Origin of the sequence: Clostridium puniceum, assembly GCF_002006345.1 — a bacterium.
GTDB classification, from domain to species: Bacteria; Bacillota; Clostridia; order Clostridiales; family Clostridiaceae; genus Clostridium; species Clostridium puniceum.
In genome coordinates, this window is record NZ_LZZM01000099.1 from 60239 (window position 1) to 73779 (window position 13541).

Here is a 13541-nt window from a genome sequence, read left to right on the forward strand (position 1 = left end):
TCAATGTTGACATATTTAGTTTAATGGAGATATAATGTATAAGAGTTATTATTTAGGAGCTATAATATGTTAAAAGCTTCAAATATTTGTATTTAGGAGGGTGTGTATGAACAAGTATAAGAAATTATTTGAACCAATTATGATTGGTAAATGTGAAATAAAGAATCGTTTTGCATTGGCACCAATGGGTCCACTTGGATTAGCTGATAGTGAAGGCGGCTTTAATCAAAGAGGAATTGACTATTATATTGAAAGAGCAAAAGGTGGGACTGGCTTAATAATCACAGGAGTCACTTTTGTGGATAATGAAGTTGAAGAACATGGAATGCCAAATGTTCCATGTCCTACACATAATCCAGTTCAATTTGTTAGAACAGGAAGGGAAATGACAGAAAGAATACATGCGTATAATGCAAAAGTATTTTTACAAATGTCAGGCGGATTTGGAAGGGTTACTATACCAACTAATCTTGGAGAGTTTCCTCCCATTGCGCCATCACCAATTAAACATAGATGGCTTGATAAGACTTGTCGTGAACTTACAGTAGATGAAATTAAATCTATAGTTAAAAAATTTGGAGCTGGAGCTTTCAATGCAAAGAGAGCAGGTTTTGATGGAGTGCAAATTCATGCTGTTCATGAAGGGTATCTTATAGATCAATTTGCTATTTCATTATTTAACCACAGAACTGATGAATATGGTGGTAGTTTAGAAAATAGACTTCGCTTTGCACAAGAAATAGTTGTAGAAATTAAAGATAGGTGTGGAGAAGATTTTCCAGTAACGCTTAGATATTCACCAAAAAGTTTTATTAAAGATTTAAGAGACGGAGCACTTCCGGGCGAAGAATTCACTGAAAAGGGTAGAGATTTAGAAGAAGGAATTGAAGCTGCTAAATTGCTTGTATCATATGGATATGATTCATTAGATACAGATGTTGGATCTTATGATTCGTGGTGGTGGAGTCATCCTCCAATGTATCAAGAAAAGGGCTTGTATAGGCCATATGCTAAGCTAATGAAAGAAAATGTAGATGTACCAATCATATGTGCAGGAAGAATGGACAATCCAGATATGGCACTTGAAGCTATAGAAAATGGAACATGTGATATTATAAGTTTGGGAAGACCACTTCTTGCTGATCCTGATTATGTAAATAAATTAAAAGCTAATAATTATAAATCAATTAGACCATGTATATCATGCCAAGAAGGATGTATGGGGCGTATTCAACACTATTCAATGCTTAACTGTGCTGTTAATCCTCAAGCTTGTAAAGAAAAAGATAATGCACTTACACCTATATTAAAGAAGAAAAAAGTTCTAATAATTGGTGGTGGAGTAGCAGGCTGCGAGACAGCAAGAGTTCTATCTCTTAGAGGTCATGAACCAGTATTGTATGAAAAAAGTGATAGACTAGGAGGAAATCTTATTCCAGGAGGATCACCAGATTTTAAAGAAGATGATATTGCATTAGCTGATTGGTATGAAAATACATTAAAAGAACTAAAAGTTGAAGTACATTTAAATAGTGAAATAACAAAGGAACAAATATTAAATTATAATGTTGATAGCGTAATTATGGCTACAGGTTCAATTCCAAAGGTATTTTCACTTGGAGATGATCATAAGGTATTTGTAGCAACAGACGTTTTATTAGGTAAGAAAAATGTGGGAAATAGTACAGTTGTAGTAGGTGGAGGTTTAGTTGGATGTGAACTTGCACTTGATTTGGCTAAAAAAGGTAAAAAGGTTACTATAGTAGAGGCTTTGCACAAAATTTTAGCATTAAATGAACCTCTATGTTCTGCAAATAGTGAAATGCTTGAAAAGTTAATTCCGTTTAATAATATTGATATTAAAACAAATTCAAAGGTAAAAACATATAAAGATGGATGTTTAGAAATAGAAACAGAAAATGGAACAGAAAAGCTTCAATGTGATTCAGTAATACTTTCTGTAGGATATAAAGAAGAAGATTCTTTATATAAAGAATTAGAATTTGAAATTCCAGAAATTCATCTTTTAGGGGATGCACGTAAAGTATCTAATATTATGTATGCCATTTGGGATGCTTATGAAATAGCAAATCATATATAGCTATTAATAATAAAGTGTCATGTATATTTTATGGATGGCACTTTGCCAGTAATTTAGATGAAGCGTATATGAAGGGAGAAAATTAATTTATGAGTGATAAAGAAAATAGTTTGGAAATTGTAAACAACATGAGAAAAGGAAGCCTTGCTAGAGCAAAAGCTTCAAAGATTTTAGGAGAAGAAATTTTTATTCCAACTAGAGAGGGAAAAACACGTTGTTTGGTTTATAAATCTAAAAATGAGAAAGTAATGTCACCTATATTTTTCGATGTTCATGGTGGCGGATTTGTAGCGGGCTTACCAGAGGATGATGATAGGTTTTGTGATAAGGTTAGAAATGAATTAGATATTACTGCTATTTCAATTGACTACAGACTTGCACCTGAATATAAGTGTCCAACAGATAAAAATGATGTTTATGATGTTATAAAGTACTTAAATTTACATAGTGATGAATTTGGAGTTGATCCGAGTAATATGGCAATTGGAGGTCATAGTGCTGGTGCTAATATTTCAACAGTAGTGTGTATGATGGCAAAGGAAAAAAAAGAATTCTCATTTAAATGCCAAATATTAGATTATCCACCTCTTGATTTGTCAACACCAGCAACAGAAAAATTCTATATAGAAGGGGCAATACCACCTGAAATAGCTTTAATATTTGATGAGTGTTATAGGAAAGAAGAGAATGCTAAAAAACCATATTGTTCTCCAATATTTGCAATAGAAGAGGAACTTAAGAATCTCCCACCAGCAGTAGTTATAACTTGCGAAATAGATTCTCTTAGAAACGAAGGAGAATATTATGCACAGAAGCTTGTAAAATCAGGAGTTGAAACAAATGCAAAGAGATTTTATGGAGTAAGACATGGCTTTACAATTTCAGATTTTGATTTACCTGAAAGTAAAGAAGCACATAAGATGATGATTGATGGAATAAGAAAATATCTATCTAATTAGTTTTAGAAAATTTTTAATTTTAGAAGTTTCATCATCATCAGAAGTGTTAAATAATATGATGCAAGAAATGATTGTACATGTTAGAAAACTCAAAATATAGTTAAATTTCAAGATGGATAAAGATCTGAGACTATCGAATTATTAAAAAGATTTATTAATAAAAACATTGAAACTTTGATTTGATTGGCTATTTAAAAATAGAAATAAATTTTCTATTTTTAAATAGCTTATTTTTTATATGATTGAATCACAATATGATTAGATAATAATATTATGAATTCCTTTAAAATTCATAATGTATGATTTTTAAAGAAATGATATGTATATAAAGAAATGAATGAAAAATTAATCTGGACATATTTAACAATGAGACTTTTTATTGAATTTTATGACATAGTTTGTTAGAATGCGTATATACACATAAGTAAATCTTAAGTATATAAAAGGTATATGTTTTAATATAGAATTAAGCATCTGAAAATAAAATTCTATGTATAATTATATAAAATTTTAGGGGGAAATTAATTGGTTGATTTTGATTTAGAAATAAAAAATGCACGTTCGATTAATATAAAGGAAATAGAATTGAGCCAATATATAATTGATGATAATATTAAGAAATCTATTATTTTATATAATACAGCAATAGGAGAAGTGAAGAAAGGCAATTTCGATTTAGTAATAAATGATTTAAAAAAAGCTTTATCCTATAATGAAGGTTTTACAGAAGCTATTAAACTTATGGGGTTATGCTATGTTAATATGAAAGAATATAAAAAAGCAGAAAAAACTTTTAAAAAACTTAATAAAGATATAATGTACAATGAATTAGCAAATGAATATATGCAAAGTTTATCAATTAAAAAATCTATGGATGAATGTATAACGGTTACAGAAATTGTTAAAAATGTTTCTAATAATAAAAAGAAACAATATAATTTAGCCATATATTCAAAAAGAAATATTGTTATAAGTTTAGTAATTTTTATGGTTGTTATAGCTGGAGTCAGCATAAACTATTTTTATCAAGAAACTATTCAAGGAGTTTTCACAAAATTTAATACAAGCATTCAAGGGGAGCAAAAAAATAATAAAATGCATGATTCTAATGAAGAAACATATATAAATTCAGATGAAGATGAGGTTTTGATGCAGGAAAATACTGTATCAAATGGAGAATATAAAAATATGCAAAATAATTTAGCGGATACTAAATTGGACTCAGACAATTATAAAAATAATATTGTAAGTATGTTAAAGGATGCTGAAGAATTTTTGAATAATGGAAATTATGAGAAAGCTGCTAGCATTTTAATAAGTATGAAAAGTAATAGCTTTGATGACGAAACAAAAATGAAATTTGATAAGTTGTGGCAAAGTTTAAAACCAAATTCACTATGGATTATATACAATGATGGTAATAAGCTGTACAAGCAAAAAAAGTATTTAGAAGCACTTCCTAAATTAATAATAGCTTCAGAGATTGATCCTAAATTAGATCTTATGCCATGGATTACTTTTCAAATAGGGATGTGCTATAAAGAAACAAATGATAATGATAATGCTCTTATATATTTCAATAAAGTAAAAGATAATTATCCCAAGTCCCAATATGCCTCAAATGCTCGAATGATGATAAGTCAAATTGGTAATTAGAATTATTATTCAACTGCTAAAGTAAACAGACTTTTTACATAAGCTACTTATTGTTTATGGAATTAAATGGGAAAGAGATACTGCAAAAGGTATTATGTAAAAATAATCAAAACATTATTTTTACATAATACCTTTTTTATATTAAAATGTTTAAACTGCTAAATAAAAGTTAATGTATATAAATTAAGAGGTTTTAATAAGTTTAACTATTAATTAGCATAAAATGAAATAAGTTATAGTATTGTTATATATTATATTCATATAACATTAAAGAATAAATTTTCATCTTTATGTAAACGATATCTATAAAAGAAACACTTGGAGGGATGCATAATGAGTAAATTTTTAAAAATCAGAAAGAAAAAAACATTAAAAAATATAACTGATAACAAAAAAAACAATATTTGAAGGCATGGATAAAATAGAGAATCAATTAAAAGAAATGGTTTTATCAATTGATGAAATAGTTAGTTCTACAGATAAGACTAAAATATCAATGGAAAATATTTCTTCTATTTCAGAAGAAACAGCTACAACAACAGAACAGGTATCAGATGCAACACAAGAACAAATTCAAGGAATTCAAAAGGTATCTGAATTTGCTCAAGAATTAAATGACGTGGTTGAAAATTTAAATGGTGCAATATCTCAATTTAAAGTTAATTAAGTTATGTAAAATAATAGATTAAAGATATGCATATATTTTCTGTAAGCAAAGCAGGTTGGTCAATTATTTCTGAATATACTCAATATAATATAATGGAAGCATGTGGTTAATAAAAACTGCATGCTTTTTACGTATACTAGGAAATTATAGGATTTTTAAGTAGGAAAGGTTTATAAAACAAAAAAATAAAAATTAAGAAACAATATTAAATTAGAAATTGACAAGAAAATAAAATAATGATATTATCTTTATAAATCCTATACGAATACTTTGAATTATTGCTGACTAGAAAACTAGAGGCGTTAAATAAAATTACTAAAATTTTATTTAACGCCTTTTTTATTTCATTAATACCTAGTATTTATATAAGATTGCAAGAATAAAGGGGGACTATACAATGAAAAAATTAAAATTTATTAACGCTATTGTAGGAATATTAATGTCAACAACAGTCTTAATAGGATGTGCAGGTAATGCCACTGAAAAAGGAGCGGATAATAAATCAGGAACTGAAGCGAAAACTATAGTAATAGGAACGGGAAATGCTTTTAAGCCATATTGCTATTTAGATGAAAGTGGCAATCTTTCTGGTTATGAAATCGAAGTGCTAAAGGAGATTAATAAAAAACTTCCACAATATACATTTGAATTCAATCAACTTGAATTCAAAAATATATTATTAAGCTTAGAATCAAATAAAGTAGATGTAGGGGCACATCAATTTGAAAAAAATCCAGAACGTGAATCTAAATATTTATTTGGAACTGAAAGTTATACTAATTTTATTTTAAGAATTACTGTTGGGAAAGATAGAAAAGATATAAATTCAATTAAGGATTTAGAAGGCAAAAAGGTACAAACAAGTGCAGGAAGTAATGATGCTTATATTTTAGAACAATATAACAAAGAACATAATAATGCTATAAACCTTGTTTATACATCATCATCTGATGCAGCTACTACTATCAAAAATATTGAAGATGGAAGAATAGATGCTTTTGTGTCAATTAAAAGAATTGTTGACTCATATAATCAAACTTATGGAGATAAATTAAAAACTGTTGGTGATCCTATAGCGACATCAAATACTTACTATGTTTTTAGAAAAGATGATATAAATCTGCAACGTGAATTTGATAAAGCATTAAAAGAATTAAAAGATGATGGAACATTGGCTAAAATTTCAATAAAAATTTTAGGTGGGGATTACACAACTAATGAATAATTATAAGTAATAAATTTGATGAAAGTCATTTTTAGTGAAAGTTAACCTAAAAGATATTTTATATAGATATGATTGTTACTATAGAATACATATATATAATCGTCATATCAGAATTAAGTTTATTAGTGGATTTCTATCATTACTATAAAGGAGAGATAAAATGGGAAATTACCTTGATGTTAATCTAATATTTCAATATTTACCGCAATTGTTATCTCGCCTTCACATTACATTATTGATTGTGCTAAGTGCAACTGTTATTGGATTAGTTTTGGGCGTTATATTAGCTTTATTTCGTGTATATAAAGTACCATTGTTAAATCAACTTTCTATTGTTTATATATCATTTATGCGTGGGACACCAATACTTGTGCAAATGTTTATAGTATTCTATGGACTGCCAATATTATTAATGAAAATAGGGATAAACATAAATAGATGGGATAAATTATACTTTGTTATAATTACCTATGGACTTAATGCAGCAGCCTTTAAAGCAGAAATGATGAGAGCAGCAATAGCAAATATTCCAGTAGGACAAGTTGAGGCTGCATATTCAGTTGGGATGACAAAATTGCAAGCTTTTTCAAGAATAATCGCACCCCAATCAATTATTATAATATTGCCAACACTTGGAATTACTTTAGTGGGACTTCTTCAAGATACATCATTGGCATTTACACTTGGAATAATAGATGTAATGGGAAAGGTTAATGCTATAGCAGCCAATACATATCGTTCTTTAGAAGGGTATGTTTCAGCAGCAATTATTTTCTTTATATTATCTATTTTACTAGAACAGCTTTTTTCGAGAATAGAGAAAAAATTGCATGTAAAAAAAATATAGTGTGGCAGGTGAAGATATGAGTTTTGATATAAGCTTTATGATTACAGCTTTAAAGGAAGCGCTAAAATATATACCTATTACTTTGGAACTCGCTGCCATACCTCTTATTATAGGCAGTATTTTAGGGACATTGATAGCAGTAATAAGAATATATGAAGTTAAAGTTTTGAGTAAGTTAGTACAGATTTTTGTTGTTATTATTAGGGGAATTCCTCTTGTGTTAATACTTTATATAGTTTATTTTGAAGTAACCAAAGAGTTTGATACCTTTGCAGATAAATTTAATTGGACTATTCACTCTAAAGATATAAATGTTATTTATATAGCAATTGTAGCAATATCAATTTCTGCTATTGCTAATATATCAGAAACAATAAGGGCAGGTTTAATTTCAGTAGGCAAAGGACAGTTTGAAGCATCATATTCTGTAGGACTTACAAGAAGACAAACATTAAGAAGAATTATAATTCCACAAGCATTACCAGTAATTGTTCCATCATTATGTAGTAATTTTATAGGGCTTATTAAAGGCTCTTCTATAGCTTATTTAGTAGCTATAGTAGACATAATGAATGGAGCTTTAATAACGGCGACTGCAAATTATAAGTTTTTAGAAGCGTATATAGCAGCAGCGATTGTATATTGGATATTATGTGCTTGTATAGAAAAAGGCTCCTTTATTATAGAAAAATATTTGAGATTATATACAAGAGGTGAATGTGTATGAAAAGAATAAATATAATAGAATTTCTTAAAATTTATTTATTAACACTAATCTTAATAGGTATGGCGTTTATATGCTCAAATAGTACAACTGTTGTAGATAGGGAAAATAGAGTTACTGTTAAAACAGGAACTGATTTTGAACCATATTACTATTTAGAGGGAGAAAGGAGTTGAAATTTTGATTGAAATAAAGGGAGTCCATAAGAAGTTTGGTAAAAATGAAGTTTTAAAGGGTGTTGATATTAAAGTTAATAAAGGCGAAGTAGTTGTAATATTAGGTCCAAGTGGATCAGGAAAGACTACCTTATTAAGGTGTATAAATTTTCTTGAAAAAGCAGATGAAGGTCAGCTAGTAGTAGGCAGAAAAATTGTTCATTTCAAAAGTGCAAATAAAAAAGATATATTAGAAATTAGAAGACAGACAGCTATGGTTTTTCAATGCTACAACCTTTTTAGCAATAAAACAGCACTTGAAAATGTAATGGAAGGCTTAATTATTGCGAGGAATATACCAAAAAGAGAAGCAGAAGAAATAAGTAAAAAGACACTAGATAAGGTTGGATTAAGTGATAAATACAATTTTTATCCATCTCAGCTTTCAGGAGGGCAACAACAGAGGGTTGGAATAGCACGTGCGGTTGCTCTTAATCCAGAAGTAATTTTATTTGATGAGCCAACCTCTGCTCTTGATCCTGAGCTTGTAGGAGAAGTACTTTCTGTAATGAAAACTGTAGCGAAAGAAGGGATTACTATGATTGTAGTTACTCATGAAATGTCTTTTGCATCAGATATAGCCAGCAGGGTGATTTTTATGGATGGAGGAGTTGTAGTAGAGGAAGGTTCTCCAGAGGATATATTTTCCAATCCCAAGGGAGATCGAACTAAGCAATTTTTAAAGAGAATACTTCCAGAATGGAATTACACAATTTAGTCATATTCAAAAAAATAACAACTCATCATGAATATGTATTAGTTTAGGAGTGATAAAATGGCGAAGATAGTTGAAAGAAATAGAGAAGATAGGAAATATGCAGTTACTGGAGGCGGTGATTGTAGTCGAAAACTTTCAGAGCGTTTAAAAAAAAGATGCTTAAAAAATGCCGACAGAAGTTTTGCACAAACTACTCAATGTCAACAGATAAATAGTATTCAAGCATTTTTATCAATGGAAGATGCAGCCTTTGTAGTACATTCACCTAATGGTTGTGTGGGATGTGTATCATTTATGAATGATAATTTTAAGGTAGGTCAATATCATAGAGGAATTCATAATATTAGAAATGCTAGATATATTGTTACTAGTTTAGATGAAAAAGATATTGTTTTTGGTGGAGAAGAAAAATTAAAAAAAGCAATTGTTGACTTAAATTCTAGATATAAGCCAAATATAATATTTATATTTACTTCTTGTGCATCAGGGATAATTGGTGATGATGTTGATTCTGTAGCAATTAATCTGCAAAAAGAAATTGATGCTATTTTAGTTCCAGTGCATTGTGAGGGATTTAAGTCAAAGGTACCAGCAACAGGATTTGATACAGCATTTAATTCAATAATAAAATATGTACTTACAGATGAACATATTGAAAAAGAAAAAGGGCTAATAAATGTTTTTGCAACCACGTCTATAGGATATGAAGATCAAAAGGAAATAGAAAATTTATTAGATGTATTAGGGTTACATGTAAACTATATACCATTTTATTCAAGTGTTGAAAAACTTAGAAAAATAATAAAGGCAGAATATTCAGTAGCTATATGCCAAGTGTTTGCAGATGAATTTATGGAATACTTAAAGAATGAATATGATATTCCTTATTCTATAACTGGTATGCCAATAGGTATAAGAAGTACTGATGAGTGGTTTTTATCTGTTGCAAAGCTAGTGGGAAAGGAAGGCGTTGCTCGTAAATATATTGAAGAACAGCATAAAAAGGTTATTCCAGAAATTTCTAAAATAAGAAAGATAACAGAAGGTAAGAAAGTATTTATATGTGCAGGTACAGGAAGAGGAATTGCAGCAGCAAGCTTAATAGAAGACTTTGGAATGAAACTTGTTGGAATACAAACTCCTACTTATGAGGAAGCTTTTATAGAAAGCTTCGATGAATTAGAAAAAATTCATGGTGGAGATTTTATTATTGATGTGGCTAATATGCAGCCTTTTGAGCAGGTTAATCTTGTTAATAGGTTAAAACCAGACTTTTTTCTTGGAATGTCTAATTGGGTATCAAAGCTTGGAATTCCATCAACACACATCCTAGAAGCTAAGAGACCAACCTTTGGATATAATGGACTCATATATTTAGGAAGAAAAATTGAAAATTCAATTGAAAATCCAAGTTTTAATATTAAGCTAGCTGAACATAAAAAACTTCCATACAAGGAAGCTTGGTATAAAGAAAATGCATTCAAGTATTTGAAGGAAAGGGTGTAAGTTAATGAAAAATTATGTGGAAAATCCTAGATCTTTATGTGCTCTTAATGGGGCTATAGGTGTTTTTTCAGCATTAGGTAAAACTATACCTATTCTTCATGCAGGACCTGGGTGCGGACTTCAAGCTTCAATAGGTGTAAAATCAGGTTATATAGGTGGAGGAACTGGATGCCCAAGTTCTAACATGTTTGAAAAAGAAGTTGTTTTTGGTGGAATTAATAGATTAAGGGAAACAATAGAAGGAACCTTGGAGATAATGGAAGGCGATTTATATGCTGTTCTTACAGGATGTACTTCAGGTATTATAGGTGATGATGTAGAAAATTTAGTTGAAGAATTTAAAAAAAAGGATATTCAAATAGCTTATATTGAAACATCTGGCTTTAAAGGGGATTCTTATTTTGGATACGAAGTTTCTTTAACCGAACTTGTGAAACAGTTTGTGAAAAAGAGTTCTGAAAAAGAAGCTAAAACAGTAAATGTTTTTGGAATAGTACCAACACAGGATATAACCTGGAAAGGAAATCTTGAAGAAATTACAAGAATCTTAAAAAAACTTGGATTAAAGGTAAATACATTTTTTACTGAAAATCAAGGTATAGAAAATATAAAAGCATCTTCAAAAGCGGAGTTAAATATAGTATTTTCTTCATGGCTTTTGAAAGAACTATCAGAGATCTATAAAGATGAGTTTGATATTAATACTTTTAGATATGAAGGTCTTCCAATTGGTCCTACAGCTACATCAGATTTTATAAGAAGATTAGCAAAACATATTTCAATAGATGAAAAACTTATAGAAAGTATAATTAAAGAGGAAGAGGATTACGTGTACAGTTATTATGAGTATATTAATGCAATGATAAAAACATATCGTTTTATAATTGTAGGTGACTCAAATACAGTATTAGGCTTAAATAGATTTTTGGTTAATGATTATGGACAAATTCCTCTAATATCGATAATTACAGATGATGTGCCAAAAGAAGGTAGAGAAGAAATAGAAAATCAGTTAAATAATTTAGAATATGCAAGAAAACCTGAAATAATTTTTGAAAATGATAAATGGAAAATAAGTGAAATTATAAGAGAAGCACAAGATGAAGCAACTTTGATTTTAGGAAGTAGCTTTGAAAAGGAAATAGGAATAGAACTTGATATTGTTACAATTGTTGTTTCAAATCCATCAACAGAAGCACTTATTCTTAATAAAGGCTATGCAGGGTATAGGGGATGTTTAACATTCTTAGAAGATTTATATGATAATAATTAATTTTTATAAAAATAGTTATAAATAAATTAGAAACATAAATTATTAATTTAATTTTAATATGAAAGAAGGATAAATAGGAGTGAAGCAATTAAAAAATAAATAAAATATGTTGAGGAATCAAAAATTGATTTGTTTTTAATTTTAGTTAAGGTAAATATTAGGTAGGAGGGAAATAAAGAAATGGCTATAGATTTAAAAATATCTGCAGTTGGGACAAGAGAGAGTCGTTTAGGTTCTATTACAGGATACAATGGTGATTTACATGATATCGTAAATAAATCTCAATGTGGAACGCTAAAAAATAAGGAGAGATGCTTTAGTCAATCAAGTTCATGTAATGCAATGTGTGCATTAGGGCAATTATCTGGAATAAGAGATGTAGCAATAATAAATCATGCACCATCAGGGTGTACAGCAGTTGCATCAGGTATTAATGTAAATAACAATCAATTAGCAACTAAAAGAGGAGTTTCAAATAATACAGTGTTTTTAGGAACAGATATGGATGAAAATGATACTGTATTTGGAGCAACTGGGAATCTTAAAGAAATAATATTAGAAACTTACAATAGATACAAACCAAAAGCTATATTTATAGGTACATCATGTGTATCTGGAATTATTGGTGAGGATGTTGATAGTGTAGTTGAAGAAGTTAAAAAAGAAATACAGGAGGATATTCCGGTAGCGGCAGTTCACTGTGAAGGTTTTAGATCAAGAATATGGGCTACAGGATTTGATGCGTCAGATCATGCTGTTCTAAGCAGCATAGTAAAACCACCAAAAAAGAAAACTAATAAAATTAATTTTAAAAATTTCTATGAGAGTGAAAGAAAACAAATAACTGATATATTTAGTAACTTTGGAGTTGAACCAGTATTTTTTTATCAAAATTCAACAGTTAAAGAATTAGAGCATCTTTCAGAAGCACTTGCAACAGTGAGTATATGTGGAGTTTTAGGTTCATATTTAGGAAATGGACTAGAACAGCAATATGGAGTTCCATTTGTAAAAACAATTAATCCATTAGGAGTTGTAGGTTTTGAAACCTGGCTAAGAGGCATTGGTGCTGCAATCCAAAGAGAAAAAGAAGTAGAATCTTATATTGAAAGAGAAAGAGCTATTTACATTCCTAAAATAGAAGAAGTTAAAAAAGAACTTAAGGGACTTAAAGCTGTACTTGGAATGGGACCAGGATATACATATGAAGTATCTCGAGTTCTTCAAGAATTGGGAATGGAAGTAGTTTGGGCTGCATCGTGGCATCATGATAAGATGCATGATAATGAAAAAATGCCAGCATCTCTTAAATATTTAGCTGAAAATTCTAAAGATAATTTTAAAGTAAGTGTTGCTGATCAGCAAAATTTCGAAATTTTAAATATAATAAATCATCATAAACCAGATATATATTTTTCACGTCATCCAGGTACAACTGTCTGGGCAATTAAACAAGGTGCAGCGGCACTATGTGTAAATGATGAATATATGATCTTTGGATATAAGGGGACTCTTGATTTTGCTTATACAGTATTAGATACAATTAAAAATAGAAGTTTTGAAAAAAATTTAGCATCTAGAGTTAAACTTCCTTATACAGAATGGTGGTATAAACAAGATAACTCAACATTCTTAGAGGAGGCAAAATAA

12 protein-coding genes are annotated in these 13541 nt (G+C 29.3%); all 12 read left to right on the plus strand.

Going from position 1 to position 13541, the window contains the following annotated elements; all coding sequences use genetic code 11:
* Positions 1 to 106 precede the first annotated feature (106 nt).
* The 12 genes from CLPUN_RS07710 (at position 107) to CLPUN_RS07760 (ending at position 13541) form a co-directional block, all read left to right on the plus strand.
* Complete coding sequence (locus CLPUN_RS07710; RefSeq protein ID WP_077846727.1) at positions 107 to 2101, plus strand: oxidoreductase; 1995 nt, start codon at positions 107 to 109, stop codon at positions 2099 to 2101.
* 89 nt (positions 2102 to 2190) lie between these two features.
* On the plus strand, positions 2191 to 3060 hold the full coding sequence (locus tag CLPUN_RS07715) for an alpha/beta hydrolase (RefSeq protein ID WP_077846728.1): 870 nt from the start codon (positions 2191 to 2193) through the stop codon (positions 3058 to 3060).
* Positions 3061 to 3585: 525 nt separating this feature from the next.
* Positions 3586 to 4716 carry a tetratricopeptide repeat protein gene (locus tag CLPUN_RS07720; RefSeq protein ID WP_077846729.1) on the plus strand — a complete coding sequence of 377 codons (1131 nt, stop codon included), beginning with the start codon at positions 3586 to 3588 and terminating at the stop codon, positions 4714 to 4716.
* 412 nt (positions 4717 to 5128) lie between these two features.
* On the plus strand, positions 5129 to 5383 hold the full coding sequence (locus CLPUN_RS07725; protein WP_242954076.1) for a hypothetical protein: 255 nt from the start codon (positions 5129 to 5131) through the stop codon (positions 5381 to 5383).
* A 397-nt stretch (positions 5384 to 5780) separates the two neighbouring features.
* Positions 5781 to 6608 (plus strand): transporter substrate-binding domain-containing protein, encoded by an 828-nt coding sequence (locus CLPUN_RS07730; RefSeq protein ID WP_077846730.1) that lies wholly within the window; start codon positions 5781 to 5783, stop codon positions 6606 to 6608.
* A gap of 160 nt (positions 6609 to 6768) precedes the next feature.
* Positions 6769 to 7455, plus strand: a complete 687-nt coding sequence (locus tag CLPUN_RS07735) for an amino acid ABC transporter permease (protein ID WP_077846731.1) — start codon at positions 6769 to 6771, stop codon at positions 7453 to 7455.
* A 16-nt stretch (positions 7456 to 7471) separates the two neighbouring features.
* The gene (locus tag CLPUN_RS07740; protein WP_077846732.1) at positions 7472 to 8182 is read left to right on the plus strand and encodes an amino acid ABC transporter permease; all 711 of its coding nucleotides are present in this window, start codon (positions 7472 to 7474) and stop codon (positions 8180 to 8182) included.
* Complete coding sequence (locus CLPUN_RS27565; RefSeq protein WP_158078720.1) at positions 8179 to 8355, plus strand: hypothetical protein; 177 nt, start codon at positions 8179 to 8181, stop codon at positions 8353 to 8355. Before CLPUN_RS07740 ends, CLPUN_RS27565 begins: the two co-directional genes overlap by 4 nt.
* 4 nt (positions 8356 to 8359) lie before the next feature.
* A complete protein-coding gene (locus CLPUN_RS07745; protein WP_077846733.1) occupies positions 8360 to 9112 on the plus strand; it encodes an amino acid ABC transporter ATP-binding protein in 753 nt (250 codons plus the stop codon).
* A 57-nt stretch (positions 9113 to 9169) separates the two neighbouring features.
* Entirely contained in the window at positions 9170 to 10618 is a 1449-nt protein-coding gene (locus CLPUN_RS07750; protein WP_077846734.1) for a nitrogenase component 1, read from the plus strand.
* 4 nt (positions 10619 to 10622) lie between these two features.
* The gene (locus tag CLPUN_RS07755) at positions 10623 to 11891 is read left to right on the plus strand and encodes a nitrogenase component 1 (protein WP_077846735.1); all 1269 of its coding nucleotides are present in this window, start codon (positions 10623 to 10625) and stop codon (positions 11889 to 11891) included.
* Between the two features lie 180 nt (positions 11892 to 12071).
* Entirely contained in the window at positions 12072 to 13541 is a 1470-nt protein-coding gene (locus CLPUN_RS07760; protein WP_077846736.1) for a nitrogenase component 1, read from the plus strand.

Coding starts and splice junctions, on each gene's coding strand:
- CLPUN_RS07710 (WP_077846727.1), top strand. CDS start 107: ATGAACAAGTATAAGAAATTATTTGAACCAATTATGATTGGTAAATGT.
- CLPUN_RS07715 (WP_077846728.1), top strand. CDS start 2,191: ATGAGTGATAAAGAAAATAGTTTGGAAATTGTAAACAACATGAGAAAA.
- CLPUN_RS07725 (WP_242954076.1), top strand. CDS start 5,129: ATGGATAAAATAGAGAATCAATTAAAAGAAATGGTTTTATCAATTGAT.
- CLPUN_RS07730 (WP_077846730.1), top strand. CDS start 5,781: ATGAAAAAATTAAAATTTATTAACGCTATTGTAGGAATATTAATGTCA.
- CLPUN_RS07735 (WP_077846731.1), top strand. CDS start 6,769: ATGGGAAATTACCTTGATGTTAATCTAATATTTCAATATTTACCGCAA.
- CLPUN_RS07740 (WP_077846732.1), top strand. CDS start 7,472: ATGAGTTTTGATATAAGCTTTATGATTACAGCTTTAAAGGAAGCGCTA.
- CLPUN_RS27565 (WP_158078720.1), top strand. CDS start 8,179: ATGAAAAGAATAAATATAATAGAATTTCTTAAAATTTATTTATTAACA.
- CLPUN_RS07750 (WP_077846734.1), top strand. CDS start 9,170: ATGGCGAAGATAGTTGAAAGAAATAGAGAAGATAGGAAATATGCAGTT.
- CLPUN_RS07755 (WP_077846735.1), top strand. CDS start 10,623: ATGAAAAATTATGTGGAAAATCCTAGATCTTTATGTGCTCTTAATGGG.
- CLPUN_RS07760 (WP_077846736.1), top strand. CDS start 12,072: ATGGCTATAGATTTAAAAATATCTGCAGTTGGGACAAGAGAGAGTCGT.